20 protein-coding genes and 1 pseudogene are annotated in these 25,745 nt (G+C 44.9%); 14 read left to right on the plus strand and 7 right to left on the minus strand.

The window, feature by feature from the left end; all coding sequences use genetic code 11:
* Nucleotides 1–135 precede the first annotated feature (135 nt).
* The gene (locus QUB16_RS03860) at nt 136–1,371 is read right to left on the minus strand and encodes an RNA-guided endonuclease InsQ/TnpB family protein (RefSeq protein WP_445243065.1); all 1,236 of its coding nucleotides are present in this window, start codon (nt 1,369–1,371) and stop codon (nt 136–138) included.
* Nucleotides 1,372–1,716: 345 nt separating this feature from the next.
* Between QUB16_RS03860 and QUB16_RS03865 the strand changes: the two genes are divergently transcribed.
* Complete coding sequence (locus QUB16_RS03865; protein WP_333314137.1) at nt 1,717–4,161, plus strand: hypothetical protein; 2,445 nt, start codon at nt 1,717–1,719, stop codon at nt 4,159–4,161.
* Nucleotides 4,162–4,297: 136 nt separating this feature from the next.
* Here QUB16_RS03865 and QUB16_RS03870 read toward each other — a convergent pair whose 3' ends face one another.
* Nucleotides 4,298–5,545, minus strand: coding sequence for an ISL3 family transposase (locus QUB16_RS03870; protein ID WP_333314139.1), 1,248 nt, complete (start codon nt 5,543–5,545; stop codon nt 4,298–4,300).
* A 716-nt stretch (nt 5,546–6,261) separates the two neighbouring features.
* Here QUB16_RS03870 and QUB16_RS03875 point away from each other — a divergent pair.
* The 8 genes from QUB16_RS03875 to QUB16_RS03910 all read left to right on the plus strand — a co-directional run bounded on the left by QUB16_RS03875 (nt 6,262) and on the right by QUB16_RS03910 (nt 19,299).
* Nucleotides 6,262–6,885, plus strand: coding sequence for a hypothetical protein (locus tag QUB16_RS03875; protein ID WP_333314141.1), 624 nt, complete (start codon nt 6,262–6,264; stop codon nt 6,883–6,885).
* Between the two features lie 274 nt (nt 6,886–7,159).
* Complete coding sequence (locus QUB16_RS03880) at nt 7,160–10,363, plus strand: hypothetical protein (protein WP_333314143.1); 3,204 nt, start codon at nt 7,160–7,162, stop codon at nt 10,361–10,363.
* 14 nt (nt 10,364–10,377) lie between these two features.
* Complete coding sequence (locus QUB16_RS03885) at nt 10,378–11,373, plus strand: hypothetical protein (RefSeq protein WP_333314145.1); 996 nt, start codon at nt 10,378–10,380, stop codon at nt 11,371–11,373.
* Nucleotides 11,374–11,396: 23 nt separating this feature from the next.
* On the plus strand, nt 11,397–12,482 hold the full coding sequence (locus QUB16_RS03890) for a hypothetical protein (RefSeq protein ID WP_333314147.1): 1,086 nt from the start codon (nt 11,397–11,399) through the stop codon (nt 12,480–12,482).
* Nucleotides 12,483–12,539: 57 nt separating this feature from the next.
* The gene (locus tag QUB16_RS03895; protein ID WP_333314149.1) at nt 12,540–13,253 is read left to right on the plus strand and encodes a hypothetical protein; all 714 of its coding nucleotides are present in this window, start codon (nt 12,540–12,542) and stop codon (nt 13,251–13,253) included.
* Nucleotides 13,254–13,448: 195 nt separating this feature from the next.
* Nucleotides 13,449–15,449 carry a hypothetical protein gene (locus QUB16_RS03900; protein ID WP_333314151.1) on the plus strand — a complete coding sequence of 667 codons (2,001 nt, stop codon included), beginning with the start codon at nt 13,449–13,451 and terminating at the stop codon, nt 15,447–15,449.
* Nucleotides 15,450–15,558: 109 nt separating this feature from the next.
* Nucleotides 15,559–16,308, plus strand: a complete 750-nt coding sequence (locus QUB16_RS03905; RefSeq protein ID WP_333314153.1) for a hypothetical protein — start codon at nt 15,559–15,561, stop codon at nt 16,306–16,308.
* A gap of 636 nt (nt 16,309–16,944) precedes the next feature.
* Nucleotides 16,945–19,299, plus strand: coding sequence for an ATP-binding protein (locus QUB16_RS03910; protein WP_333314155.1), 2,355 nt, complete (start codon nt 16,945–16,947; stop codon nt 19,297–19,299).
* 148 nt (nt 19,300–19,447) lie between these two features.
* Here the strand turns inward: QUB16_RS03910 and QUB16_RS03915 are convergent, their stop codons facing one another.
* From QUB16_RS03915 to QUB16_RS03925, 3 genes are all read right to left on the minus strand, one after another.
* On the minus strand, nt 19,448–20,371 hold the full coding sequence (locus tag QUB16_RS03915; RefSeq protein ID WP_333314157.1) for a ParB/RepB/Spo0J family partition protein: 924 nt from the start codon (nt 20,369–20,371) through the stop codon (nt 19,448–19,450).
* A complete protein-coding gene (locus QUB16_RS03920; protein ID WP_333314159.1) occupies nt 20,368–21,123 on the minus strand; it encodes a ParA family protein in 756 nt (251 codons plus the stop codon). The genes QUB16_RS03915 and QUB16_RS03920 overlap by 4 nt, the downstream gene beginning before the upstream one ends.
* Nucleotides 21,124–21,266: 143 nt before the next feature.
* The gene (locus tag QUB16_RS03925) at nt 21,267–22,727 is read right to left on the minus strand and encodes a hypothetical protein (RefSeq protein WP_333314161.1); all 1,461 of its coding nucleotides are present in this window, start codon (nt 22,725–22,727) and stop codon (nt 21,267–21,269) included.
* Between the two features lie 59 nt (nt 22,728–22,786).
* Here QUB16_RS03925 and QUB16_RS03930 point away from each other — a divergent pair, with 59 nt between their 5' ends.
* Together QUB16_RS03930 and QUB16_RS03935 are read left to right on the plus strand one after the other, a co-directional pair.
* Entirely contained in the window at nt 22,787–22,975 is a 189-nt protein-coding gene (locus QUB16_RS03930; protein WP_333314162.1) for a hypothetical protein, read from the plus strand.
* Between the two features lie 383 nt (nt 22,976–23,358).
* Entirely contained in the window at nt 23,359–23,580 is a 222-nt protein-coding gene (locus QUB16_RS03935; RefSeq protein WP_333314164.1) for a hypothetical protein, read from the plus strand.
* Nucleotides 23,581–24,125: 545 nt separating this feature from the next.
* Here the strand turns inward: QUB16_RS03935 and QUB16_RS03940 are convergent.
* Both QUB16_RS03940 and QUB16_RS33475 read right to left on the minus strand, forming a co-directional pair.
* The gene (locus QUB16_RS03940; protein ID WP_333314167.1) at nt 24,126–24,317 is read right to left on the minus strand and encodes a hypothetical protein; all 192 of its coding nucleotides are present in this window, start codon (nt 24,315–24,317) and stop codon (nt 24,126–24,128) included.
* A gap of 10 nt (nt 24,318–24,327) precedes the next feature.
* Nucleotides 24,328–24,438 (minus strand): annotated as a pseudogene (locus QUB16_RS33475) (hypothetical protein); the annotation flags it as partial.
* Between the two features lie 56 nt (nt 24,439–24,494).
* Here QUB16_RS33475 and QUB16_RS03945 point away from each other — a divergent pair.
* The 3 genes from QUB16_RS03945 to QUB16_RS03955 all read left to right on the plus strand — a co-directional run.
* Complete coding sequence (locus QUB16_RS03945; protein WP_333314169.1) at nt 24,495–24,701, plus strand: hypothetical protein; 207 nt, start codon at nt 24,495–24,497, stop codon at nt 24,699–24,701.
* Between the two features lie 152 nt (nt 24,702–24,853).
* Nucleotides 24,854–25,117 (plus strand): HNH endonuclease, encoded by a 264-nt coding sequence (locus tag QUB16_RS03950; protein WP_333230116.1) that lies wholly within the window; start codon nt 24,854–24,856, stop codon nt 25,115–25,117.
* Nucleotides 25,118–25,183: 66 nt separating this feature from the next.
* A partial coding sequence (locus QUB16_RS03955) for a hypothetical protein (protein ID WP_333314171.1) occupies nt 25,184–25,745 on the plus strand: 562 nt, incomplete at its 3' end.

The raw sequence follows: 25,745 nt of genomic DNA on the forward strand, positions 1-25,745 counted from the left end.
ACTCACAATACAGGTCAAATGTAAAGTTTTATTAAATGTGCAAAAAGCCCAGGAATTTTACAAATACATTCAGGATTTACGCAATTGCTCCCTTGCACTCATCACACTATACCGCTCCATGAAACCTACTCAAATCTACCTACGGCAGACTTGATGTTCACTTCCTGCTTCTACCAAGGGAGTCGGCTCCAACTTGTCCACAGGCGTAACTTCAGACCGAGCTGGTCTTACTAATTGAGAACGAGACAAATTGATTGCCGCGTTCAAATCTCGATTAATTAACAAATTGCAGTAGCCACAATCAAACACTCGTTCCTTTAATGGCATCGATTGAACATGACCGCAGTTTGAGCAGGTTTTAGAAGAAGGGAACCATCTATCTACTAACTCAACCTTCGTGCCATACATAGAAGACTTGTATTCTAACTGACGACGAAATTCATAAAAACCACAATCAGAAATAGCCGCCGCTAACTTATGGTTAGCCATCATTCCGCTCACATTCAAATCTTCGATGCGAATGTGAGCATATTTTTGGCTAATATTTGTCGTCGTTTTCTGTAGAAAATCTCGACGAACATTTGCAGTTCTCCCATGAATCTTGGCAACTCTAAGATAGTGCTTATGAGCATTCTTTGATGCTTTCACACCCAACTTTCTGTTGCCCAATTGCTTTTTCCGATTTCTCCACTGTTCTTTACTCAGCTTGGTTTTCGCTTTCTTGAGTGGACGAGGAGACGAGTAAGAATTACCATCAGAAAGAGTAGCAAAGGTTGATACTCCTAAGTCAATTCCCACTGGTAAGGCAACGGGATGAAACATTGGTGGGATTTTGTCGGCTTTGAGCGTAAAGGATACATACCATTTATCCGCCGTGCGCGAGATGGTAAATGTCTGCGCTACGCAAGGGAATGGGATGGATTCTTTGAGCCGAAATGTTCCTAACGTGGGAATCTTAATTGATTTGCTAGCTGCCAATAAAATTGAGTGATTCCAATCAGCAGCATCTACAGTGAATGAATCACCATCTTTTTTCCTTTTAAATTTAGGGAATTTCCCCAATCCTTTGAAGAAACGAGATAAAGCCGAGCTAAAATGCCGAAATGTCATCTTGTAAACCCTAGAAGACAGGGTGTTAGTCCATTGATATTCCGGCATCTTTTTGACATGGTTTGTGAAAACTCTTTCGATTGCTGCTACCTTTTTGCTGCTACCATCTGGGAGACTTTTTACTTCTTGATAAAGACTCAATGCGTAGTTGTAGCAAAATCTGGCATAGCCAGAATGTCGCGCCATCAAGGTGCGTTGCTTGTTATTAAGTTTGAGTTCGAGTTTGATGGCGTACATATTCGGTAAAAGCTTTCGCAGCACTTTCTTTGAGTTCTGTGATTATCTACTTGTTTTTTAACTTACTCATGCGGTTATTTTAGCGCAACTTATGAGTAGATATAGGGAAGTTTGGGTAAATTTTTGTAAACAGTTGCCACCCCCCCAATTGGATCGATCCAATTGAACCAGTAAAAAACACCTGTTGTCAGGAAGCCAGAACTCATGGAAATAATTTAGGTTTGAAAAAGGAAGGGGAGGGGAGTGGGGAGTGGGGGAGAATAGGAGAATTTGACACTTATTTCCTACGAATGCTTGTCTAACTGTACGGCAAAGCCTTCCCACTCTCCCCCTCTCCCCATTCCCCTTCCCTATCCAAGGAGAAATTCAATGGTTACTTACGCCCACAAAAAAAAGTCAAACCAATACATCACGGCTGAAACAGAACAGGGAGAAAAAATTCTAAAGTACCTTAAAAGTCGGTGTGAAAAGGCTTTAAATTACTGCCAAGAACAAGGCCTGACTGCTGTTGAAGATTTTGCCGAAGCGGTCGAAGAATTGACTGAAGCTGACGGCAAACCAGGTATCAGCGTTAAAGTCACACAAGGTGGCTTCGTCCTCTCCCTCACAGACCGACCTGAATATGGTTCTACCACTGGCAAATACATGATGGAACACCTGGGAGAACCAGATGACAACCGATTCACCGCCGTCGGCATTAAAGCCACCCTCACCCCAGAAAAGAGTAAATCTCAGAGGAAAAATAAGCCTTCAGACTTAGACGAACTACTCTCCGAAATTGAGGAAACTGATTCAGTACCCAAGCAAACGTCAAAAGCTAGTTCCAATGCTAAGAAAAAACTGGAATTAGACGAATTCGATGAAGATCATGACCTTCTCGATGAAATTAATGGCAGCGAACCAACAATCAAAACTCAAGCTAAATCTCAAACCAAAAACAACAGCGATTGGGAAATAGCGGACAGCCGTCATTCTAAGCCCCAGGCTAAATCTAAAATCACTGAAGTCGAAGTTGACGAAGAATTTGTGGTAGATGACCTTGAGGAAGAGGATAAAAAACGTATACCAAAAACTAAATCTCAGGCTAAGCCTAAAACTAAAAATGTAGAAAAATTTGTCACTGCTGAAATTGATGAAGAGGAAGAACTTGCACTCCCGCAACAAGTTAAACCAAAATCCCGCCAAGATGAAGAAGAATTTGCCGGTGCAACTGAATCCCACAACCAATTTCGTAGTAAAAAACTTAATCAAAACCCGTTTGAAACAGTTGATAGCCTCGACGACCTACTTGAGGACACCCTAACCAAAAGTCCTACAACACAATCCTTGCCATCCGATGCCAATCCCAGAACCCAACGCCGCAAGAAATCAAACGAATTGGATATTGATAGCCTGCTCAAAACAGGCGCACAAACCAGCGAGAGAATAGCCACTTCAGGAAATGAGATAAACGGTACAACCCTCTCTGGACTGAGTGCTCAAGCTGCATTTCTAGCCACCCTTGTAGGCATTGATGCAGCACAAAAAGTTATTGGTGCAGCTAGGGAAGCTGGACAAGAACACCAAGTTACTCAACTCATCAAAAGGCTTAAATCTCAAAGCCAGCGTGCCGATCGGCTAACTGAACGAGCCAATCATTTACCAGCACTAATTGATGAACAAGAAGCATCTATTGATGAACAAGAATCAGAAAATACACCCCTACTTCCTCTCTCCAAAGAAGAACATCAACTCGAAAATCAAGCCTTATCTCAAACTGAAACTTCTGAGCCGGTTGGAGCAATTTTAGCCAAAGCCGTTAATCATGTCACCCACAAACTTAAAACCATCCCCCAACCAGATGATGAAGGTAAAAAAATTAACCCAATTGAGATTAATACAAACGCGAGTTTTGAAGAACAACTCAAACAAATTAATCAAGCCCTCGACCGCTTAGAAAAACGACTGGATACCCTAGAAAGCCGTATCGAAACTTTAGAAAAAGCACTTCAACAGCACTCTTGGAGCCAAACACCGCCTCCTGCGGAAGTTATGCCAGAAGAAAATAGCGATGATTTTGCCAAACCTGCTAACGGAGGCAAACGCTCACCTTCCCCAGAAAACGAGAGGGTGGACGCAAGAGTACCTGCTTTTACTCAAGGTCGAAATCCGTTAGCTACAGAAAATTCTACCCCTCCAAGTGAGCGACTTCCCTCAACTGATGAAGCAGTGATTGCTGAAGCACTGGTGCAAATTTATCATGCTGCTGTTGAAGAAGCTGCTCAATATGAAGGCGATCACTCTCAAGCTACCCCAGCAGCAGCTAATGGTGGTGTTGACCTGGGAAATACCAAACTTTACGTCTTTCTTGAAGGTGAATTGACTACTGTCACCCTGGCAACCAAAGATGGCTTTGAAGTCTTCGAGGCTACCTCAGATGAGACGAGAAAATGGAACGTTACCGCTGACAAACTGACTCCTAAAGACAAACAAGAAATTTTGAAATTGCCTCACAGCTTAGAAGAGTTCCAACAAGTCAGTAACCAAGAACACCTCGCTCTGCTAGTAGCCGAAAGGGGCAAAGATGCTATCAGTTTAACTGACTCTCAAGGCAACAAATTCGAGTTTGAAGCCGGAGAGGGAATCGTGACTGGCTATACAGAACACGGCGAAGTAATTTATGAAGCCATCATTCAACCAGACCAGGTAGAGGTACTACAATGCGACATCCCCGCCAACGAACTAGAAAGTTGGTTAGAACGAAGACTTCAGCAAACGCCGCCTTCTAACTCCCACCGAGAAACTGACAAAGCTAATCGAGAAGTTCAAATCTAGAGAAGTCCGATCGCGATTTGTGGTGAGGCGCGATCGCTTCTAGTTTTGCGGCTGAGATACAATTGTTAAAAAGTCTGTGGCTTTGACAAGTAAAATGTTCTGATAACTACGGCTCTTCAGTATCTAGTATGCTAAACTAACAATTAAACTGCCAAGTAAGCAAACATCTAACTCGGAAGTTTTCAAAGTTTCTAAACCCGTAAGCAGAACGTTTAATCAACTTGAGCTTATTGTTGATGCCTTCAACAACACCACTCGTAGTCTTATAATCAAAGTAAGCAATAATCTCATCTAGCCAACGAATAATAGTGTTCTGACTATCGGGAAAATATTTTTTGGCTCCTGATAGCCATCTTCCAAGTTTAAATAAACCCACCAACCAATTATTAGTCTGTTCAAAAATCTTTCTGAGCTTTTCTTTTAATTCATGCATGAGCTTGAGAGTAGGAGATACATCTTTAACTTGCACGAGTTTCGTTTTTTGCTCTTCACTCAGGTCTGTTTCGTTCTTCAGCAACACATATTTACTTTTCTTCAATCCTTCTAAAACTCTCTCCTGCTCGACTTTTTCTTCTGAAGAGCCTGCTTTTTTAATTAAATCTTCTACCTGTCTTCTCTCGCGCTTTCTTTCGGCGTCTAATTCCCTGTTTATTTGTGCCATTACATGAAATCGGTCGGCGACTACTTGAGCATTTGGCATCAGGTCTATTACTACATTTTTATAACCTTTCCATAAATCTATACTTACTTCTTCTATTTGCTCTAATACCTCTTTTCCCCACTCCAAGAGGACTTCCCTAATTTCTTCTTGTTTTCTTCCTGGCAACATCCCGATTAGCTTAGACTTCTCTAAATCTATTAATACTGCACAGTAATTCCCTTTTCCTTTAATTACAGCTATTTCATCAATCCCTAATCTCTTCAACTCGCTAGGCTTGGCTTTCAAGTATTCTTTCGCTGCATCTTTCAACATCCTTTCTATTTCTTCTGTTGTCACTACTCCTTTTTTGGCTACGCTGTGGATATCGTTCTCTAACACTTCTTGAATTATTTTCCTGGCTAGCCGTTTCGTATAGCTTCTTCTTTTTCTGACAAACTCTAACTCTTCACTAAATGGCTTGCCACATTTTTCACATTTAAACTGTCGTCTGTTAATCTCTAAAAATACGAAGTTCTCTCCCCACGGTAAATCTTTGACTAGGTATCGATGATTTTGATGTAATCTATGGCTTTTTGTCCCACAGCGGGGACAGCTACTTTCCTTTCCAATTTGTTCGAGCTGTAAAATTATTCCAATCCCTTCATGCTGGCGATGTGAGATTACTTTTATTCCCTCTATATTCAACAGCTTTGTTAAAAACTTTATCTCATTTTTCGTTCTCATGGCTGTTAAATCTACCTAACCCCTTTAGCTTTGGCTTATATTTAATAATAAATGAGCTTCCTCTGTCAACCCTGGTAATGACTCTACCAAATATTTTGCTAGCTTCATTTGTCTTTCTTTCCTGGCTTAGCTATTCATTTAGCATATTAACTACTGAAGAGCCATAACTACTATCCAATGCTGTGCAGAATTAATCTTCATTAATTACCTCACAAATGAAGTCTTCACGCTCTTCTTCCGTCATCGAATCCCAGTCTCGCCCCCTTTCAGCAGCAACAAGACGTACTTGTTGTTTGCCGTAGTGTGATAACTCTAGTCATTTACCCCAAGGTTCAGATAATAGAGCCTCAAAGACTTGAGCTTGAGCGGTAACGAAAGTTGTTTGACTAATTCAATTATTTGTTTGGCGGTTAATGTTAGCGTTGCCATAGTTTTTACCTCCTTTATAAATTTTACATTAATTACTTTTGTTTGTGAAGATGCAATCGCCTTTTCTAAATCAATACTGCGATCGCACTCCATCGAACTCACGTTAATTTAGAAAGTCCTAATCGCCTTGGGGGTTGCTATACCCTCTGCTTTCTCAACAACAACCCCCTCCCAATGGATCGATCCACTTTAGTCACTCAAAAATACCGACTTTGGTGATGTCAAAGCTTAGTGGCAAAACTTAGAGTAGCAATAAGGAAAACAACTCATAGTATAGAGAGGATTCCATGACTATTCGTTCCTCATCCCGCTATTTATTCCCAACGGCAAAAGGCTCACAAAGCCCCGCCTTTCAATTTCTGAAACAACACAAAATCAACCTTGGTGACTTCCTATTTATTGGGATTTGCCTAGCCTCACTTGTCTATTTTACTATCCATGACCCACTCTTAATTGCGACTTTAGGCTGCTCCAGCATTGTGTTTTTGAGTTTATGGCATCTCACTAGAGCTATTCCCATTGTAGAGCGATACATTGGCTGCAAAATTCGCTTTTGGCACATTGCCACTGCCATTATCACCTCCACTGCACTTTGCTCCGTACTCGATTCCCCAGCCAACGCCCTCTTCCTCTCCGGCTTAGAAGAATTTATGCAAGAACTCGCAGAAGGAGCCTCTTCAGCAGGAGGGGAAGCTATTGATGCCGAAGTCATTGAACTGATTTTCAACTTAATTCGCGGAGCATTTCTTTTGTTAGTAGCAGCCGCTTCTCTTTTCGCCTACAACCAAGCACAACAAGGTAATGACTGGAGACCAATTGTTACCCAAGTTGCCTTAGCCTTTGCCATTGTAATTGCCGTTGACGTAATAACTTTTCTGTTCGTTGGCAATGGCGGAGGTGGAGGAGCTTAGGAAAGAATGGGAATGGGAATGGGAATGGGGGAGTGGGGGAGATTAGAGGTGTGCAGTAAACAGCAAGCTGTTTAAATTTTCAGGTAGATGGCAGTTACACAATCCCTCATTTCTCTTCAAGTGGGTGAGTATATGTTAGATGTTGAAGCCCTCTAGTTTTTATCGGGTTGTTGCAATGCAAGTTTTCAAACTTCTCCCCCTCTCCCACTCTCCCCCTCTCTCCCTCTTCCCCTCTCCCCCATACCTCAACCTCAAATCTAAACTCGTTTAAATTATGATCAAAGACCCAGATAAAGACTTTATTTCCGTCAATAAAATTCTCGGCAAACAAGCCAGCATCGGCATCATTCCAGCGGAACAGCTAATTCCCTGGATGCTAATCACTGTAATTTCCTACATCCTCACCAACGGCCTATTCAGCTTAGGAATGCCTTGGTTTTTCATCACTACTTTCTGGCTAATTGTAAGCTGGTGGCTCCTGACAGGTAACAAACCTCACCTTTTTGTAGACAGGTTTAGACCTCCGCCGGGGAATGAGTGGTACAACGGTAATCTTTTATACCTTTCTCCCGTTCCCCAACACCGACCAAACCCGATTCGCCACCGAATCAGCGATTCACAAGTCCGAGTCAAACTTAAACCCAAAGTTGCTCCCACTCAACAAGGAGGTAACAGCCGACTTATGCCCTTCCAAAACTACCAAAACCTCCTGTGTTTAGTCACTATCAAAAAGGATGGTCGAGAAGTTTCTGGTTACTTACTGAATGAAGGCAGTCAATACCAAATTGTATTCGGATTCGAGACGGCTGGCTTTCACAACATTCTCTACCGCCATGAAGTAAACAATGCAGCCACCGCCTTAGAAGAAGGGCTAAAAGATATTCCCCCAGGCGAAAAAATGACCTTTCATACCGGCTGCTACAGCAGCGATTGCCTTCGCCAGCAACAGTTAACTGAATTGGCTGACAACTGTCACCTCAAACCCATTTCTGTACTCGTTCGTAACGAACAGAAACGCATTCAAGAACTCAACTTAGCAGGCACCAGACAACTGTGGAACCAAACTATTTTCTGCACTTGGACATTCAACGCTCAATCTGGCTCCAAATCCAACGACCCTCTGAGTAAATTCATCAATGGAATTATCAACACAGCCAACAGCATTGCTGCACAATTTACAGGCAACCAGCGCATCTACTCTGAACGCTTTTACAAACAACTGCTGCTCGACGCTTTCGAGCAAGGCTATATCCGGTGGGAACTCTTGCTAAACACCAAAATCGGACTGGAAATTCAACCCATGAATGCCCAAGCATTGTGGGGATGGCTGTGGCAAAAATTCAACAGCGCACCCGTACCCCCTATTCCCCAACTTCTCACCTTAAAAGAAACCGCGTCGGACTACAAACTAACCGAAACCATCAACAGTCACAAACACGCCTGCACCATTTTAATTGAAGGTATGAGCGGCCGTTCGAGCTGCCCAGAACACAGAAAAGCTAGCTCACGCATTTTGCTTCCCGGCAGAAACGCAGAATGCGGCGTGCTAACAATGGAAGAGGGCCCCGGCGGCTGGCTCAATACCAGAGAGCAACTGCAATGGCTCTGGAAAATTATGAGCAACAGCTACGTCCGCGATACTGAAGCCGTTGTCGAAATTAGCGCCGCTCCCAACTTTATTATTCAAGACAACTTAGCAAGGCAAGCTAAACAATCTAAAACTGCCAAAAAACGCGCTTTAGAAAAAGGTCAAGGTCGCGATGTAGGAGCAGAAGTCAAACAGGAAGAATCCTTTGAAGCCCAGAAAAAAATGTACAAAGGTGCAAGAGCAATTCACGCTGCTGTCACCTTCTTAGTCTACCGACCAACGCCGGAGCAACTAACACACGCTTGCCAAATGCTCTCCCACAGCTTCGGCTCTGCCAAGGTATTAAGAGAGCGCAACATTGCTTGGCAACTGTGGCTAGAAACTTTGCCTATTACTGTAAGCTGGCTGTTGCACAGCAGTTCGCTAATTAACGAACGCCGCCTCACCTTAGACACCGAAACTGTCCCCGGTATTTTGCCCTTAACTGCTGTAAGGGACATCGACTCAAAAGGAGTTGAATTCATCACCAAAGGCGGCAAACCCGTGTACGTTGACCTCATGCACAACCAAACCAGCCGCGCTGTCATAACAGGCGAGTCTGGTTCCGGTAAAAGTGTTTTGGGATGGCGATTTGCCGCCGATGCAATAGCCGCTAATATCCCAGTAGTCGGTATGGACATCTCAGCAGGAAGCGGCAGTACCTTTGAGACAGCAGTGAAACTGTTAGGCGACGACGGTGCGTACTACGACATCACCTCTGGTAGCTCAAATCTACTCGAAATACCCGATTTGAGGCGTTTTGATAGAGAAGAGCGATCGCGCCGACTAGACCAATGGAAAGAGTTTATCAGAAAAGCGCTGACTATTATCAGCATGGGCAAAGTCCGCGACCCAAAATTAGCGCAGCGAGTCGATGCCATTTTGCTCCTAACTCTGAAAAAATTTCTGGAAGACCCAGACATTATCGAGCGCTACAATACGGCATTTGAAAAAGGCTGGAAATCGACCGCTTGGCAAGAAATGCCAACCCTCACAAACCTCCTAAAATTCTGCACAAAAGAGCAACTAAACCTGCAAAATTTTACCGACTTCGACCGCATTGCCATCAACCAAATTATCACTCAATGCAACGCATTACTAGCCTCACCTTTAGGGAAAGCAATTGGCAGACCGAGTACATTTTCACCCGAACCCGCTGTTAAGTTTTTTGCCCTTAGCGGTTTGGGTAACGAACAAGACCAGTATTTAATGGCCATTAACGCCCACGCTGCTTGCATTCGCAACGCACTTTCTCACCCTAAAAGCCTATTTATCGGAGACGAACTTTCGATTTTGTTTAAAAAAGACGGATTTGCTGAAGTAGTAGGCGAACTCTGTGCAGTGGGTAGAAAGAATGGCATTTCAGTGCTCTTGCTATCCCAAGATATCGACAGTATTTGTGACTGTAGTGCGGGAACTATGATTATGCAAAACATGGTGTATCGAATTACCGGAAGATTGACATCAAACGGAGCCAGTTCTTGGATCAAAAATTTGGGATATCCGGCTGAAGTTATTAGCCAAAATGCCACAGAAGCTTTCCTTCCCAGAGCTGCCGACCTTTATTCCAATTGGCTAATTGAAAAAGGAGGTCGTTTCTGGCAAAGCCGATACTATCCAGGCGAAATGATATTAGCAAGTGTGGCTAACAATCAAGCTGAATTGATGGCCCGCGCCCGAGTTATGGCTCAATATCCCAATACGTTAAAAGGGCAATTGCTAGCACTCAAACAATTTGCATCGGAATATGTACAAGCCGTTAAAGAAGGGCGTTCATTAGCCAATATTGGCAAGAATGCAGTCACAGATATCAAGGAACACAAATCTCATCAAGACCTTATTGCTAGCTAGACGGAGAAAAACCGATGAAATCACCGAAATTGCTTGTTAAACTTGCCCTCGGCATTCCTGCAATTTGGCTGAGCTTAATACTAAATTCTGTTGAAGCAAAAGCTCAAACCTCTGACAGCAATCCGACTGCAACACAGCTTCCCAGCTTAAACAATCCTAACAGCAGCACTTTCAACCGCTCCAGCTTCACAGTTCCCAATCAACAAATAGAAAGCCAAATCCAACAATCAGCTCATAACTTCTTGAGCAACCAGAAAGAAATAGGAGGTATAGAAAACACAATTAGCGACATAACAGGCGAAATTTCAGATACCATCTCCACCATCTCCGACAGCATCTCAGGCATCTGGGACAATTTGTTAAATAAAGTCGAAAATTTTAGCAGTGAAATAGAGTCAACCCTCTCTTCATTCCTAGGAGAATTGAAAGTTCCAGACCTAAAAGAAGCAGTTAAAAGCATAATGGACGGCAACACCTCCGAAAGCGAAGGGACAAAACTATCCGCTGCTTTAGAGAAGAAACCGCAAGATTCTTACAGCCTCAAAGAGAACAACGCAGAGTTAGCAGAAAGAGAAAGTGCTGTAAGTGAAGCCAATAAAGCTACTCTCAGTAAAGATGCTCAACAAAAGCAAGCGACTCTGAAAGAAATTGTCCAACAAAACGTAGAGCAAACTGGTCAAATTAGCCAAAATTCAATGGAATTGGGTGCTGATTCAGAAGGTCAAGATGTCACCCAGAACATTATGAGAAATATATCTCAACAAAGTGCGATCGCAGCTCAACAAGCAGCCTTATCAGCAGAAAATCAAAGTGCCTTAGTTATGCAGGGCCAGCAAGCGCAAATTGACCGCAGTCTTGCCAACATTCTCAACGCTCAACAGGCAGAAGAACTTAACGAAATTAACACCGCCCAGAGACGGCAGGATGCTGCGGCTGCTACCGCTTCTTCTACTCAAGCCGGACTGTTTCAAATGCCGGGAGGCATAACCCTGGGGGCAAGCGAAGACTAAAATCACAACAAGGAGACACCGCGATGCTGACACAACTAATCGCCCAAACTAGCACAGCAGGACAAGCCCTGGACACTCTATCTGATGCCATAGAAGTCTCTCAAAAAACCATCGAATCGTGGAATTTAGTTTGGTTTAACACCTTCAACACTCAAGAATCCTCTCTCTGGATTGCCTTAGTCAAACTAGGACTAATTCTGGCGGGAATATCTGTTACTTACCTCGCTGTCACCAGTGGCAAAGAAATCATCGAAAAACAGTCTTGGTCAGAGCTAGTAGCCATGTTTATCTGGCCACTCGTAATTGTAGTATTTCTCAGTAACAACGGCAAAGTCTTAGCTGAAAGCATCAAATTTATTAAAGCTGTAGGTAGCACTCAAGTTCAGGAAATTATGAAGATTCAAGTCGGAGAAATGACCTTCAGAACTGCCCTGAGCGACGTTAACCTCACCAGTGCTGGCAAAGAAGAGATTGAGAAACTCTATAGCGAATGCCAGGGCAAAGTTGGAGAGGCTTTAGTCCAATGCTGGAACAGCAAAAAAGAGCCTGCTCAACAAATTCTCCAGGCAGCGGAACAGCAAAATGGAGGCCCCCTCAAAAGCTTGCAGCGGTTTGTTGAAAACTTAGGCAATGTTGCCAATCTTCAAGATATAGGAAATGGCGATTTTGCAGGGCAAGTTTTTAGGTCTACTATCTTACCTATCATTCGCTTAATTCTTAGATCGGTACAGTGGGCATTTGTCAACATTTTAGAAGCAGCCTTGTTGCTAACAGCTTTATTCGGGCCTCTGGCAATGGGTTTGTCGCTGCTGCCGCTGCAAGGAAAACCAATCTGGGCTTGGTTAATAGGATTTATGTCGTTATTTGGAGTGCAATTGGGCTACAACATCGTCGTTGGATTAGTCGCTGTAGTGATTGTCAAGTCCGATGCAGAGTTAGTTACAGATATCGCCTTTTTATTCTTTTTAGCTGTGTTTTCTCCTACTCTTGCTGTGTTAATTGCCAAGGGTGGAGGAACCGCTTTGTACAGTGCGATCGCTAATAGCACCAAACAGCTTACAGATATTGCCAGTAACGCGATTGGTCTTGTTGCCGGAAAACTCCTTTAGGACTGAATTCGTCCACCCAAATTTGTTCAAATTTACCACTACTCAACCTGAGAATTTATGAATGTCAAATTCAAGCAATCACAACCCTTACTCCCTGAATCTAAAAACACCTTAGCCTTGTGCTTTGTTCTACTAACAAGCTTTGTTTTCCTCCTGACAATTACTGTTTTAGTGAATACAGTCAGTTTGAGAGCCTTATCTCAAAGAAAAGTTACCTTTGTCCAGTTAAAAGACGGAACCGCAGCCCGAATTGCAGAACAAGATGAATTTTACAGAGAGCCTAAAACTATCCAAACTTTCGTGTCAAGTTGGGTGAATTTAACCTGGGCTTGGTCAGGCAAAATACCCGGCACAAATGACCCCGACCCCGGCATTAAAGTTAAAGGCAGTACCAAAGTTCCTACAACTGCTTGGATGGGTTCATTGATGATGGAGTCAGAGTTTGGAAAAGCTTCCCTTGTCGAACTTGCCCCACTCGTTCCTAACACCATCTATTCAGGAAAAACCCGCTCTGGAGTCTATATCTCTCACATAGGAGAACCCAGAGAAATAAAAAGAGGAGTTTGGGAAATAGATGTAATTGCTACTCGCGTAGTGCTAGAGCAAGGCATTGGAGAAAGCCGAGAACAGTTTAATCGAACCTTCACCATCAAAGCCGTAGAAATTCCCAAATCCCCTCTCCAAGAAAACGCTAATGAATTAGAGAAGACTATTCACTCTTTGAGAGCAGCCGGATTAGAAATTTCCCGAATTGTTGAATTTAAACCTTAGAGGGGGAAGGGGAAGGAGTACCGCCCCTACAGAAACCGATTTGTTTGTATTTCACTTACCTGACAAGTGCTGTATATGAACTTCAAGCGGTTGTATTTAACAACAAAGAAGTCGTGATTTTCTGCTCTTTCCCACTCACAGAAAAGCCAATCATTTGTTAATTAACCATCGTAATAAGCAACAACCGAGGTAGCCATGAGTAATAGACAAGAATCTTCAAACAATTCTCATCCAACAAAGTTGACAGCAGCAGAATTTGAGCAAAAGAATTCACTCCCTCTTGATAGCGAAAGTATCCTTAATAACGATAGTAGCAAGATGTCAGAAGATAACTTTTCCCCTTCCCCTTCCCCCTCGCAAGATGATATTGACGAGAACTTCATTGCTAACTTTGACCCCAATGCACCCCTAACATTGGAAACTCAATATCAACTTGCTCAAGATGAGGAAAGACCACTGCCCCCGCCTGTTTCCGAAAGAGGCGTTCCTAGAGCAGTGACAATGCTGCTGTTGACTGGTGGAATACTATTGCTAGGACTGCTGATTTGGCAATTTATCAAGCCTAAATCACCTCGCGAACCTATCGCACAATCAACACCAAAAGAAAGCTCTTCTGGCACCATTAAAGATGAAAAACCGGAGTTGCTGGCTAAATTAGCTTACCAAGACCAACAAAAACTGTTAGCCGAAAAACCGCAAAAAACCGCAAAACCCAAAACAGAACCGTCGCCCAAACCGTCAAGAGCCCCGCGAACTCCTCGAACTCCGCGTCCAGTCGCTACCCGGAGCGCTACACCGCCACCTACTCCTCTACGCGAACCCCTACCCGCACCCAGAACAGTAGTGCGGACGGTAACACTACCTGCACCCATACCTCAAAGAGTACCCTCAAGAACACCCGCACCAGCCCCCATACCCAAATCGTTAATACCCCCACCTTTAATTCCAACTCCAACAGAAGAAAAAATCGACCCGTTTGAGCGGTGGAACCAACTCGCTCAACTCGGACAAATTAGGGGAAATTTTGACCCTAACCGAATAGCGAATGCCGTGAGTGCAACACCAAGCACTCCAGCGACAACAAGCGCTACCGCCGCCGCTCTGACAAAGCCAGCTCCCACAACTGAATTCCTAACAGTCAATATCGGCAACCAAAAGTCGCCACCCTCATACGTTTCTTTCGAGCAAATCCCAGAAAAACTATATAGCCACCCAAATAACGCCAGCGGGGAAAGGCTACACCCGGAGTTTCCTTATGGAGAGGACAGCCTCGAAACCACCGACAACTCCCAAAACCCCACTAACCAATTAACTCCGGCTCCCTTTTCCCCCCAAACAAGTTCCGATTCTACTGATAACTCAATCGACACGGAGGCTCGACTGAGCGCTCGTCCAACGTCCTTGCCCGCCGATACAGAATTTCAAACCCTTTCCCCAGAAACTGCTCCAGAGGCTTCTGCCTTAACAAATTCCCCAACCCTAGAACAAGTAAACTCTCCAGGGGCAAAAGGCATTCTCAACCGCACGCCCCAAACAGCTCAGGTTCCCCTTGGAACCACAGTCAACGGCGTAGTTTCGGTTCCCCTGCTGTGGGATGAAGGCTCAGGCAAACAGCTTTACGACAAATTTGCCGTCACCCTCACAGCCGACTTCACGGCAACTGACGGCTCTATTGCTTTTCCTGCCGGCACAGTTGTCATTGTCAAAGCCAACACCGTCAGCAAAACCAATCGCATGGTACAAGCTACTGCTGTGGCGCTCGTCTACTCAGATAGAAACGGTCAGATTAAACAGCAGCCCATTCCAGAAGGCGCAATTTTGATTGCAGGAGAGGGCGGACAGCCGCTGATTGCTTCAGGCTACTTCGACCCAGGTTCCGATATTGCCGGACAGGATATCCTCACCGCAGTGCTGTCGGGAGTAGGACGAGTCGGTCAAGTGTTCGCAGAGCCTAAAGTCAGGAGCTCTAGCAGTATTAGCGGTAGGTTTGGGGGCAGTACAACCACCGTTGAAAGTCGAGACCCCCAAATTTGGTCAGCCGTCCTCGATGGCTTCTTCAGCCCCCTAGCAAAACGGATGGAAAGCCGCTCAGATAGGGCAACTGAAGAACTTTTAAACCGCCCCAATGTAGCTGTGGTTAATAAAGGAACCCCGGTTTCTATTACTGTTAACAGCTTTCTCAACATTTACCGATAACCAAACCGTCGGTAAACGGTTAAGTCGCCCCAACGCGACTGCGGCGATTAGTAAAGGAAATCCCCGTTTCTACTGTCAACAATTTTCTCCACATCAACGAATAACTGCCATGACGAATCGCATCCAATCCCCAAGAATGCTTTCCCTCGGAGGGCTTTTGTTCACAGCAGTGTTCGCTACTGCAAGCTACCCCGACTGTGCTTTTGCTCAATCAAGAGTAACAGGCTATCAAACTGTGGGTCGAGATATTGCCGTCAATAGTGCGATCGATATTTTAGTCTATCCCGGTCGCGCGAGTGCGATCGACTTCAGCTCAACCGATGAAGCTGTCGCCTACGTTTTAATTGCCGACCCCTCAAAAATAGTTTTCAGCACCGACGCACAGTTGGCAAGCGGCCAAGCCAAAACTGTTTTCTTGCGTCCCATTCAAGCGCTCAATTTTCCGGGAGCTACCACAGCTACCATCACTAACCTTTCAATCAAAACTGTAGATTCAAAAGGGAAACAGCGACTTTACAACTTCAACATCGTTCCTACCAACAAAGAACCAGAACACCTAGGAATTCGCATCGCTCCCCTAAACCCAAGAATGGAGCCGACTATGAACGTTGATAGAGGTCGCGCACCCACAGCATCAGATGTCGAAAAAGGATTGCTGATTGCCATTCAAAAAGGCTACACAGCAGCCAACGACCCGGTAGTCTACAGCGTGCGGCAATTTTTAGCTAAGGTAAGAAATGAGAATCTATCGGCGGTCGATGCTGCAGCACGAGCCGGAGTAGACTTGTCTGTGATTGTCGAGCTAGCCAAAATAGCTTTTGAATCAAACTACCGCTCACACAAACCTATTCATATCTAACCAATGTTAGACAGAGTTAGGCAAGTGCATTCGTTCCGGGGTCAAGCACAGAGCGGGATCAACGGCAATCCATCAATTTAAAATCTCAAATCTCAAGTCTCAAATTGTTCCAATTACCCATTACCCATTACCAGTCAAGAGCGGTTTTAAGCACGCAACTTGGGTTAGTTGAGATGCAAATCATCTCCTCCATACTGCCCGCGCTGAGTCAGGCGGGAGCCTGTGTCGCTAACCGCTCGCTCTGAGAACTTATAGCTTTTGACTGATTCAAATTGGTTTGAAGCTGCGCTATAAATAGCGATTAGTCAAAAAGCATAACAAAAGCGAGCGGGGATGGTAAGGGAAAATAGCAGAATTCTTCTACTTCCTGCTCAACGCGAAGCTTTGATTATGAGTTGTGAATTGACCTTTCAAATATTTGTTTGTGGAACAATTCGGCAGTAATACTTTCTCGGAAGAACGTTTTTTTCCTCATTCCCCACTCCCTTTTTTCAACCAATGTTCAGCCCAAAAAGCTCTGTTCAAAACAAGTCTGCCCTCCCGCTGCGTGTTGTGCTTACAGTCCCCAACGCTCTCCTGATTTCGACTTTACTATGTCTGACCGGATGGCTTTCTTTTCAAACAGGGCGGCAGACAATGAATGACTTAGTTGCACAGCTATTGTCCGAAGCAACGAGCCGCATCTGGGACCGCCTTGACAACTACTTAAAAGAAGGGGTTGGGGTTGGGAAAGGAGAAGGGACTTATAAAAAAATGCAAACTGGTTCGGTAAACCAACTTCCCCCAAGTCAAACAGCCGGAGTCACAATCAAACCAAATGGGAAAAGAAATGGGTCAGACTCTCCAAAAACAATATTCCGTCAACAAAAAACAAATCCTGCTTTTCCCACCCCAACCTCAACATTCAACTTGCACGATTTCCACATCAGCCCTAACTGTCAAGCCTTTATCTTAGACCGTTCGGGACATTTAGTTGCTTGGAACGAGGTAACTGAACCAAAACCGTCTATTTCTGCTGACGGACTGCAGCGAAGAAGCGCCCGAGCTCTGCAACAACAAGTAATCCAGCTTTCCACAGAGTATTTGCTTAAACATTATGGCAGCCTCGCTGCTATTAACAGCAGCCAAAATCTTAACTTTACCGCCAGCAACTCACTATACTGGCTGCAAGTCAGACCTTTTGAAAACTCGAAAAGCTTAAATTGGCTGATTGTGGCAGTTGTACCCGAAACCGACTTCACGAGCAAAGTTCAGGCCAACACCCGCAACACTATTTTGCTCGTGCTGCTGGCTTTGGTTCTTTCTATCTGCCTTTTGCTGTCCATTTCCCTAAGAATAGAACAGCGGCTGCTGCGGTTAATTTCGGCAACAGAGGCGATAGCTGGTGGCGACTTCGACTCAACAGTTTTAGGTAGCGGTGTTGCCGAACTCGAAGCCCTAGCCTGTGCTTTCGAGCGCATGAATTCCCAGTTAAAAGCATCTCGCCAGCGGTTAGAAGAATATTCTGGCGATTTAAAGCGGCAAGTTGCACTGAAAACTATTGAACTAAAACAAGCTAAAATTGCAGCCGAAAGTGCCAATCGCGCTAAAAGTACCTTTCTGGCCAATATGAGCCACGAATTGAGAACGCCTCTGAATGCGATTATCGGCTTTGCCCACCTCCTTGTGAACTCTAAAAAAACTGCACCGGAACAGCAGTCGAGTTTAGATATTATCAATCGCAGTGGCGAGCATTTGTTGAAACTAATCAACGATATTTTGTCGCTGTCTAAGATTGAAGCTGGTCAAATCACCCTCGAATCAAATGCTTTTGACTTGTACAGTTTGCTCTCGGACATAGAACGGATGTTCCAACTCAAAGCTCAGTCGTCGGGATTGCAACTTGTTTTTGAACTCCGGAAAGATGTACCGCAATACGTCCGAACTGATGAAAGCAAGCTGCGCCAAGTTTTGATTAATATGTTGGGTAATGCTGTTAAATTTACTGAGGCGGGTAGGGTGAAGCTGACTGTAAAATGCCTTCAGTCTATGGCTAAAAAACCTTTACCCAAATTCTTTCTCCAATTCTCTGTGAAGGATACAGGCCCTGGTATTGCCCCTGAAGAGATTAGCCGTTTGTTCAAGCCGTTCGTCCAAACTGAAACTGGCAGGAAATCACAAACGGGAACGGGCTTGGGATTGCCAATCAGTAACTCTTTTGTGAAGCTGATGGGTGGTGAAATTAAGGTCAAAAGTTCTGTGGGGAAAGGAACGGTTTTTAGTTTTTACGTTAAAGTCAGTCATGCTACTGAGAGCGAAGTTTATGACAGACTGCCGCAAAAACGAGTGAAGGGGTTGGCACCTAACCAACAAAATTATCGCATTCTGGTAGCGGACGATGAGTCGGCAAATCGGTTGCTGCTAACTCAGATATTGAAGTCGGCTGGCTTTCTTGTGTGGTTCGCGGATAACGGAATTGAAGCTGTTAAATTGTGGCAAAAGTACAAGCCGCATTTAATTTGGATGGATTTGAGGATGCCTGTTCTAGACGGCTTTCAAGCTGCTCAAAAAATTCGAGCACGGCCGAACGGTTCTAACACTAAGATTATTGCTTTGAGCGCTAATGCTTTTGTTAAAACCCAGGAACTCGCCATGTCGAACGGCTTCGATGACTTTGTTGCCAAACCGTTCCGAGAGGCAGTAATTTTTGAGAAGATGGCGCTTCATTTGGGTGTTCGCTATATCTATGAAGAGGAGCCGCCGAGTAAGTCCGAACAGGATGAGCCTGCCCAGCAACTGACTCCTGAGTCGCTGTCTGTGTTGCCGAGGGAGTTGATCGAGAAGCTTTATAAAGCAGCCACTTGTGGAGATGAGCAAGCGGTAAGGCTGTCGATCGAGCGAATTCCCCTGTCGCAGCAGCCTCTTGCTGCGGCTCTGACTAAATTAGTTGATAATATGAGCTTAGATATTATCAGCGATTTGACCGAGAAGTTAATTGCCAAGAAGCGTTGATAGCTCCCCAACCGATAGCGACTTGTCATCAACACCTCGAACCTTATACAGCTAAATATAGATCCGGTGTAGGTTATGACACAAGTTCAATAGCAATCGACTACAGCCTTTCCGGAGTACGGAAAATTGGCATCTTCAACTGGCACAATCATTCATCAGCTAGAAGTGCTTCCATCTGTTCGAGAAGTTTCTCTAAAACTTGCTGTTTTTCAGGACTGTCCCACAACTTCGCTTTTTGCAAGCGACTTGACGCTTGTTTAATTCGCTCCTTGAGCGAGTCCTGACTCCCGGATGGACGGGTGGCTTTGATTCGCTCAGCAATTTGACTCAGAGATAATTTCTCCTCTATAGCAGCTTTTAGCAGCGCTCTTCTGGCGGACACATCCTTGACGCGAGCGATCGCTGTGGCTTTAGTGTATTCAATCTCGCCGCGGCGCAGGGCGTCCAGTACCTCAGTCGGCAACTTTAGCAAAGGCAGCCTCGAGCTAGCGAAGGATTCCCAACTCATTAACCCTAAAGAATCAAACAGGGACTTAACCTCTTCCCCAGACTGACTACCCAAAACGTTTTGGGTAACTTTCCCTTTCGCCTCGTTTTGCATTCGGTAGAGGAGTGAAATCGTTTCTTCCACCGCCACGTTCAGTTTCAAACTGAGAAGTTGCAAGATGCCTTCTGTTTCTTCTACCGGATTTAAGTCTTCGCGGTGCAAATTTTCAATCAGCGACAAGGCAAGAGCTTCTTCATCAGTCAGCTTTCTAATAACAACAGGCACTTCGGCAAGTCCTAGTTTTTGGGCGGCTCGGTAGCGGCGCTCCCCTGCAACTAACTCATACTCGCCGCCCGGCCTCGGGCGCACTAACAAAGGCTCTAAAATACCGTGTTCTTTAATAGAAAGTACCAATTGCTCTAACTTGTCCGGGTCGAAGTAGCGCCTGGGCTGCTGGGGGGGCAAGTGGATTGCTGTTACCGCCAGGGCTTTTTGCGTTGCAGCTTCAGGAGCAACCTCCCCGAGTAAAGCAGCTACGCCTCTTAATTTGCTCGTATAAGGTTGGTCTTTTTTGCTAATACTCATGGTAGTTTTTCCAAACATTTAACTATCTTTTTCATTGCAGCAACGGCCGGGTGTTTGGGGTTAGACAGAGCCAGGGGAAGCCTCGCTTCAGAAGCATCGGGAAAAGCGATGGTTCTGGGAATTGGTTCCAAGACAGCAGCGAGAGGGGAAAGCTGCTCGAGCATGGCTTTATAAGTCCGCGTCTCTTGAGCTGTGCGACCGTCGTACATGGTAGGAATAAAGCCTGCGATCGCCAGGTGGCGGTTGGCAGCTTTGCGAAGTCCCGCCACCGTATTCAGGAGCAAGTCCGTACCCTGAAACGCCTTGAATTGAGTTTGAATCGGAACTAAAACGTGAGTAGCAGCAACCAAGCTAATAACGCTCAGAATTCCCAGACTTGGGGGACAGTCTATCAAAATAAAGTCATAGTCATCCAATATGGGAGCCAAGGCTTCTTTCAAGCGCATCTCTCGCATCAGGGCGGATACCAGTTCGAGTTCAGCAGCGCTTAAATTAATATTAGAGGGAGCGACGTGCATCCCGTGAATGGGTCCTTTTATGGGCAGCGGTTCCTCCCCCACCACAGCTTCGTAGACAGTGTGGGTCAACTCTACTGGGTCAAGTCCCAAAAAAGTTGTCAGAGAAGCTTGAGGGTCCATATCAACCAAAAGCACGCGGTGCTTGCGCTCTTGCAGGTGATAGCCCAAATTCATAGTTAGAGTCGTTTTCGCAACTCCTCCGGACTGGTTAAATAAAGCAACGATCCGGGTCATCTTTTGTACCTCCAATAAAGTTGTATCCTGAACAATGCAGCCGGAGTTAACCGCTTCTAAATGTGTGGACAAAGCTACCCAAAACTAGATAATTTGTCCATACCTCACTCCACGGTGTAAGTGAAAGCATTCTTTCCTAGTGCTTACGCTTCCTCGGTTTCAAGGTTGGCTAGGAAACTCCAGTTAGAAACGGTAAAGTAATCGTGTCTGCGATTAACCTTGCCGGAACGCTTGATCTGTTTATTTAGTTGGTTCCACATCGACCATACGTGCTTTTGCGAGTTCACCTCGAAATAGGCGGTTATGGTCGATGGCAGTCTTTCACTTAGCCCCATTCCACGTCTGGTGATCGCCAGTGCAGCCGCTTCATCACTGGCTAGTCCGTACATTTTCATGTACTTCACCAGCCCAATCATTGAACTGTAGGCAGGATTGACCGTAATTAGCTCAATACCACGGTTTGACAGGACTGAGTTCAGTTGCCTGAAAAACTCACTGTATGCCCAAAAAGACAGCATTCTGGCATACTTTTTACCTTGTTCGCCTAAACGCTCTTTCTTGTGTGCAAAATCCAATTCTTCGCACACGACAGGGCAGGCAAAGCAAATGGCAAGATTAGCCGCATACAGACAAGCATCAACAATTTGCGCCTGTTGCTTGCCCGATGGCAGTCCCATTTCTAGCGGGATTTGACCATGAGCTTTCAGGTTCCCTTCGGTGTCCACATAGCTCCAACCAATCTCACCAGGATTCATATCAATCCCGATGCACCCATAGGCACGATCCTTTGATTGGCACTTCACCTCGGAAGGCGTAAACTGTACCGCAGCATTCCACTTCCCGTTTTTCTTGAACAAATGCCAAGTTTTAGCGCCTGTCGCGGGCAATCGGTTGATGTTGCGATCGAAGTTACCAATCTCTGAAGAAACGGACTTCCCAAATCGAGACTCCAGGCAAGCAGGAACGCGAAACTTAATGATTTTGCCGTCCCATTGTGCAATCTGATTCCCAAAGCTTTCATCCTTAGATCCGACAATAAAAACTTGTCCGTGAGGAACAGACACCAGGATAGGCTTACGTTTCAAGAATTCAATCTTGTTTTTAATCAAGTGCAACTTACGCTTTTTCCCATGAATTTGAAACTTCAAATTCTTCCAGTTCGTATCTTTGTATTTCAACGAACATGACAAAGGGAAATTGCACGATGTTTTTGAGTTCTGCCAATTCTTTTTCGCGTAGAACCTTCGAGCAAGCTTCAGTTTGCGTTCTGCTTTCTCGATCCAAGCTTCGATTGATTTTGCCTTCCCGAACAACGTTTTGATATGTAAAGTGCGATGTTCTTTTGAGCCATCTACCTTACCTTTTACATGAGCAATCACACCATTTGCATGACGCTTGCTGATTTGGTAGGTCTTCTGCAAATGGGTGTTCCACGTCGATTTGTTGAATTCAGTGCCAGATAACAAATAGTTGACGGTTTCAATTGCGGCATCTCGAAAGATAGGTGCAAATGCTTCTAGGAACATCTCAAACTCACTGAATCCAAGTGCGTTTAGCTCATTCGCTGGTGTTGGAAGACCTTTGACGTAAGTTACCGAAGGCATTGATACGACCTCTCAATGTGTTAGATATACTACTATAGCAATATATATGAGGTTTGTGTATGCCATTCCAGAAAAATCACAAATTAGGCGCAAAACCAATAGGTGATGAACCGATGGATAGAACTCCAATTTGCTTTAACGTCAGAACCGGAGTGCGAGAAAAACTAAAAACTATCCCAGACTGGAAGGAACGGCTTAGAGAATATGTCGATCGGTTGATAGATGGACAAACGGGAAGTGATGGGTAGCTTTGTCTAGAAATTAGCTAACAGTTTCTAACCCACCAGAGTGTAGCGTCTGATGAAGTCAGATTAGCTCAATCCGTGACAATCCCTCAAGACAAAAGTGCTTGCAAATTACTCCAAGTACCTGACGAGCTGTCAAGCTGAATTGAGTTCGTGGAGCAACTGCGGCTCGCGATCGAGATTTCCCGATTAACACGGTCGCTTTACACAGCTTTAGATAGCTTGGTTTATTATCGCCTACCTACTTATTCAACCCGAATTTGTACCTCCGAGCGTACAGTCGCATCTACAAAAATGATGGGGCTCTTTGAGGCGAGGAATTACTGAGGAAACTGCTGATGAAATGTCTGTCAAAAAGATTGAGAGCCTCATAGAAGATATTCGCTATGAACGCTTTCGATGGACACCAGTACGACGAGTTAACATTCCCAAAAATAATGGAAAAACTCGACCGCGGGCGTGTCCCTACTTGGAAAGACAAACTGGTTCAAGAAGTGGTACGTTCGATTCTTGAGGCATACTACGAACCTCAATTTTCTGACAGCAGTCACGGTTTCAGACCAGAGCGCGGATGCCACACGGCTTTAACTACTATAGAACCCATTTGACATCTAGCTATGCGCTAAACGCTTGAGCATTAGTCGAATGAAACAAAGGTTAAGCTTGGCAGTCGCATGGCTGAGCGTCCTCTCAAAGTTCTTGACTAAACTTTTACAACGTTCCATCCAAGCATTTGAGCGCTCAATGACCCATCGAGTTGCGACTACTACAAATCCCGTTTTTCCAAGTGCTGCTTTTTCGGCTTTTGTCGGTTTGGGTGACCGGGAAAATCGGATCTTGGTCATGATTTGGGGGTAGAGGTCTTGCAAAGCTGCCGTTATCACCTCGCTGATGATAGCCATTGTCCAGCAGAATGGTGATATAAGAGGATATTGACTGGTTTGGCACGAAAGTAGTCGAGATTCTGGCTCAACATCTCGATTAAGCCTTGATCATCGGAGACATTGGCTTTCGTGCAGTGGGTAAAAAACCCAGAGCAAGCGTGTATCAACGGCGAGATGTCGTTTGATGCCGTTGGTACATTTGTAAAAGCAAAAGCCTTTGGACTCAACACTGGCATTGCAGGTATTCTTCACGGCTTGTGAGTCAATCATCAGCAACGTTGTCCACTTGGCTTTTTTTTGACTTGTTCACGCACTTGTCCATGTAAGACGGTCATCAGTGCCAGAAAAGCTCCTGCATCCCGCCACTGCTTGTAGTGCCAATATACGGTTGAGTAGGGTGGCAGATATTCCGGGTAAATCTTGCCAATTACAGCCATTCTTAAGTTGGTAGAACATGCCATCCAACAGTTCTCGTTTCGTCCAATCACAGGGTCTTGTCTGCTTCTTCACCGGCAAGATCTGGGGCAGGAGGGGTTCAAGAATTTCCCATTCTTCGTCGGTGAGACTGCTGGAGTACGGCATAGTGAGTAGGATATGGCTTTTGCGCTACTTTAAGTCAACGGAGTCAGAGATGTCAAATGGGTTCTATAGTTGAGGCAAAGTTTGGACGATCTCTCTACGAACAATTACAAGCCACTGGAAACCGTGCGGTAATGGTCGAAATTCCTTGGGCTGAACACGCCTTTGATGCGGTTTTTAATGGTGTGAGCAATCAACTGGCTTTGTATTACACAGAACGCTTTTTGGCTTGGGCTTTGAAGTCTTCTAATTACCAACCAAAATAAAGAAAAATCCTCAAAAACGAGCCTGAAAACCCGCTCGACTTTAGTCCAGGGCTCAAAGGCAGCAGGAGAGTTTAAATTATGGCTGCGTAAATTTTTAGCAGGGAGCTGATACGTAAATGAACACGTAACAGCCGTGAGGCTCCGAAAGCTTTATGTCCCCAGCTTCAAGACGCAACAAGAGACGCCAACTTCTGGAACTGTACGGAAACCGCTGCCACTGGTGCAACAAGTCGATGCAGAAATCAGAAAGAACCATCGAACACTTACTCCCGAAAAGCCGAGGCGGGTCTAACGCACTCTCCAACCTGCGTTTAGCTTGCTTCAGTTGCAATAATTCGCGTGGAAATAGCCTCGAACCTCCGGACGGCAAGAACTTACGCACACAAAGAGCTCAACCACATGAGAAAATAGCTTAGGATTTTCGCACGCTCGCAAATTTTCATAGCTAATAAACAAACTAACTTGCTCCTCAAAAAAGTCGCATGGATGACCTAGATGGACGGTTAAGCGCTCTAATTGCAGAGGTGCGCCACAACCCAGCTAACAGTAGAAAATGCCGAACAGCCATGAACAAGCTGTTATTACAAATTCAGCAACTACCAGGAGTCAAAAAATCAGCCAATCAAAATTATCCTGCTGCCCTCAACCTTACTTTAGAATGGGTTAGTCGCGAGATTGCTAATTTTGAGCCGCGCCAATCTTCTGTTTCAAAAAGTTTTGTCAACTGGATCAACGGCTACCTGGGTTGGCGAATTAAAGATTTGTACTCTCCTGACAAAGATGCTCCAATTAGTTTAGATGCACCGATTGCGGTGGATGCTGGGGAAACAACTCGGCTCGAACTATTACCCGATTTTACGCTCAGCGGGTTGGATGGCATGATTGAAAGTGTTCAGAAAGAAACCACTCAGCGAATAGGTCTCCAAATAGAACTTTACATAGAACAAGATCCAGAAGGCAAGCTAAAAAATAGCTACCCTCGTTCTAACCCGGAGTGCAACTGCCAATTCCTCAGCATGAGAAGAGTATTAAAAGAACCTCCTG

The organism is Microcoleus sp. D3_18a_C4 (assembly GCF_036702415.1).
Lineage (GTDB): Bacteria > Cyanobacteriota > Cyanobacteriia > Cyanobacteriales > Microcoleaceae > Microcoleus.

Excerpts from the sequence above, each read along its gene's own strand:
- QUB16_RS03865 (WP_333314137.1), top strand. The coding sequence starts at position 1,717 with ATGGTTACTTACGCCCACAAAAAAAAGTCAAACCAATACATCACGGCT.
- QUB16_RS03870 (WP_333314139.1), bottom strand. The coding sequence starts at position 5,545 with ATGAGAACGAAAAATGAGATAAAGTTTTTAACAAAGCTGTTGAATATA.
- QUB16_RS03875 (WP_333314141.1), top strand. The coding sequence starts at position 6,262 with ATGACTATTCGTTCCTCATCCCGCTATTTATTCCCAACGGCAAAAGGC.
- QUB16_RS03880 (WP_333314143.1), top strand. The coding sequence starts at position 7,160 with ATGATCAAAGACCCAGATAAAGACTTTATTTCCGTCAATAAAATTCTC.
- QUB16_RS03885 (WP_333314145.1), top strand. The coding sequence starts at position 10,378 with ATGAAATCACCGAAATTGCTTGTTAAACTTGCCCTCGGCATTCCTGCA.
- QUB16_RS03890 (WP_333314147.1), top strand. The coding sequence starts at position 11,397 with ATGCTGACACAACTAATCGCCCAAACTAGCACAGCAGGACAAGCCCTG.
- QUB16_RS03895 (WP_333314149.1), top strand. The coding sequence starts at position 12,540 with ATGAATGTCAAATTCAAGCAATCACAACCCTTACTCCCTGAATCTAAA.
- QUB16_RS03900 (WP_333314151.1), top strand. The coding sequence starts at position 13,449 with ATGAGTAATAGACAAGAATCTTCAAACAATTCTCATCCAACAAAGTTG.
- QUB16_RS03905 (WP_333314153.1), top strand. The coding sequence starts at position 15,559 with ATGACGAATCGCATCCAATCCCCAAGAATGCTTTCCCTCGGAGGGCTT.
- QUB16_RS03910 (WP_333314155.1), top strand. The coding sequence starts at position 16,945 with ATGAATGACTTAGTTGCACAGCTATTGTCCGAAGCAACGAGCCGCATC.
- QUB16_RS03915 (WP_333314157.1), bottom strand. The coding sequence starts at position 20,371 with ATGAGTATTAGCAAAAAAGACCAACCTTATACGAGCAAATTAAGAGGC.
- QUB16_RS03920 (WP_333314159.1), bottom strand. The coding sequence starts at position 21,123 with ATGACCCGGATCGTTGCTTTATTTAACCAGTCCGGAGGAGTTGCGAAA.
- QUB16_RS03925 (WP_333314161.1), bottom strand. The coding sequence starts at position 22,727 with ATGCCTTCGGTAACTTACGTCAAAGGTCTTCCAACACCAGCGAATGAG.
- QUB16_RS03930 (WP_333314162.1), top strand. The coding sequence starts at position 22,787 with ATGCCATTCCAGAAAAATCACAAATTAGGCGCAAAACCAATAGGTGAT.
- QUB16_RS03935 (WP_333314164.1), top strand. The coding sequence starts at position 23,359 with ATGAACGCTTTCGATGGACACCAGTACGACGAGTTAACATTCCCAAAA.
- QUB16_RS03940 (WP_333314167.1), bottom strand. The coding sequence starts at position 24,317 with ATGGCATGTTCTACCAACTTAAGAATGGCTGTAATTGGCAAGATTTAC.
- QUB16_RS03945 (WP_333314169.1), top strand. The coding sequence starts at position 24,495 with ATGGGTTCTATAGTTGAGGCAAAGTTTGGACGATCTCTCTACGAACAA.
- QUB16_RS03950 (WP_333230116.1), top strand. The coding sequence starts at position 24,854 with ATGTCCCCAGCTTCAAGACGCAACAAGAGACGCCAACTTCTGGAACTG.